This is a genomic window from Streptomyces sp. NPDC058231 (assembly GCF_042882275.1).
In the GTDB taxonomy this organism is placed as follows: Bacteria; Actinomycetota; Actinomycetes; order Streptomycetales; family Streptomycetaceae; genus Streptomyces.
This window is the reverse complement of sequence record NZ_JBHVWN010000164.1, coordinates 1-1,849: the sequence shown is the minus strand read 5'-3', so window position 1 is coordinate 1,849 and position 1,849 is coordinate 1. Positions and strand designations below refer to the sequence as shown.

Genomic DNA, 1,849 nt, shown 5'->3' with positions numbered 1-1,849 from the left:
CAAGGCCTTTCTCACTACGCGCTCCCTCCCATCGGCCGTCCCCGGCTGCCGTGCCCCTGAAATCGAACGGCGACAGAGCTGGGCGCTGTCCGAAGCGCTGAACAACTGCTGCCCAATCTCGGGTTCTGGCTCACTTTCCGTGAATCCATCACGCTGAGTGACGATTTTCTGGTGAGTGAGCCCCTGGGAAGCTGCCTGAAAGAGATCTGTCCCCAGTGCGGTGTGGATGACAGTTCAGCCAGTGGAAGAAGTGACGGTCCGGCTGGAGGAGTTGCTGTTCCCGTCGATCGCCAACGTGGAGGTGCTGTCGGCCGACGTGGACGATGAGACGGTACGCATCGATGCTCGGAGCACGGTGGCTGGGGCAATCTGTCCTGGCTGTGGGGGTTGGTCACGGCGAGTTCACAGCTCCTACCTGCGGTTTCCCGTTGATGTGCCCAGTGGGGGAAGACGTGTCGTCCTCTGCTTACGCGTCCGCCGGTTCCTCTGCCCGGTCATCTCGTGCGGGCGGCGGACTTTCGCCGAGCAGATGCCGGGGTTGACCCGTCGCTACGGACGGCGGACCGAGCGCCTTCGGTCGACGCTGGCTGCGGTCGGCCTCGCGCTCGCTGGTCGGGCCGGTGCCCGAATGGCGCGTGTCTTCGGTGTGACCATCAGCCGCAGCACCGTGCTGCGGCTGGTCCAAGCGTTGCTCGACCCGGAAGTTCCAGCAGTACGCGACCCGCAAAGGCCGTCACTACGGGACCGTCCTGGTCGACGTGGAAAGCCGACGGCCGGTGGATCTGCTGCCCGACCGGGAGGCATCGAGCCTGGCCGCTTGGCTCGCGGACCGGCCCACGGTCGAGGTGGTATGCCGTGATCGGGCACCGTTCTTCGCCCAAGGTGCCACGGCTGGGGCGCCACAGGCGGTGCAGGTGGCGGACAGGTGGCACCTTTGGCACAACCTGAGCGAGGCCGCCGAGCGGTGCGTCGCAGCCCACCGCGGGTGCCTGCGGGTCCTGGCGCCAGATCCAGCCCAACCCACTTTTGAGCCGGAGAAGTTCGAAGACCCCTCCGGCTCGCCCTGGCCTACCGGACACCGTTTCGCCGACCGTACCCGCGCCAAGCACGCGACCGTCCATGAACTGCTGGCAGCCGGGCTCAGCCGGAGGGCGATCGGACGCCAGCTCCGCATGACCTCCCGCACCGTCAAGCTCTTTGCTGACGCAGCCTGCCCAGAAGACCTGTTCCGCGGGCAGTGGCAGGGCCGGCCGTCCAAGCTCGACGTGTTCAAGCCCTACCTCGACGACCGCTGGAACCAAGGATGCACCAACGCCTGGACGGTGTGGAAAGAGATTGTGCCGCTCGGCTACCAAGGCAGCTACCAGCGGGTTCGCGCCTACTTCCGGGAGAAACGCCTCTCACCCAGCCCTGTCACCGCTCGGCCACCGTCACCCCGCGCCGTCGCCGGATGGATCCTCCGCCGGCCGGAAACCCTCACCGAGGCAGAGAACCTTCGACTCAAGGCCGTTCTGGTCCGTTGTCCCGAACTGGAAGCCCTCACCGGCCACGTCCGCTCCTTCGGCCAAATGCTCACGGAGCGCCAGGGCGAACGACTGCCGCAATGGCTCGACGCCGTCCGGCGAGACGACCTCCCCAGCCTCCACATCCTCGCCGCAGGCATCGACCGTGACCGCGATGCAGTCATCGCCGGCCTCACCCTGCCCTGGAGCTCCGGCGTCGTTGAAGGACATGTCAACCGGATCAAGATGCTTAGACCGACCGGCAAATGGATCACTTGAGGCGTCGGGTGGTGGGGCGGCCATCCCAGCGATAGCGGCTCGTCGAGCGTCGGATGAGGATGCGGAGC

The 1,849-nt window shown here is 66.6% G+C and carries 2 protein-coding genes; both read left to right on the top strand.

Features of this window, described 5'->3' with window-relative positions:
* Positions 1-226: 226 nt before the first annotated feature.
* Positions 227-859, top strand: a complete 633-nt coding sequence (locus ACFVXE_RS38995) for a transposase family protein (RefSeq protein ID WP_389678533.1) — start codon at positions 227-229, stop codon at positions 857-859.
* A complete protein-coding gene (locus tag ACFVXE_RS38990) occupies positions 759-1,781 on the top strand; it encodes a transposase (RefSeq protein WP_389678531.1) in 1,023 nt (340 codons plus the stop codon). Before ACFVXE_RS38995 ends, ACFVXE_RS38990 begins: the two co-directional genes overlap by 101 nt.
* Positions 1,782-1,849 lie beyond the last annotated feature (68 nt).

Excerpts from the sequence above, each read along its gene's own strand:
- ACFVXE_RS38995 (WP_389678533.1), top strand. The coding sequence starts at position 227 with ATGACAGTTCAGCCAGTGGAAGAAGTGACGGTCCGGCTGGAGGAGTTG.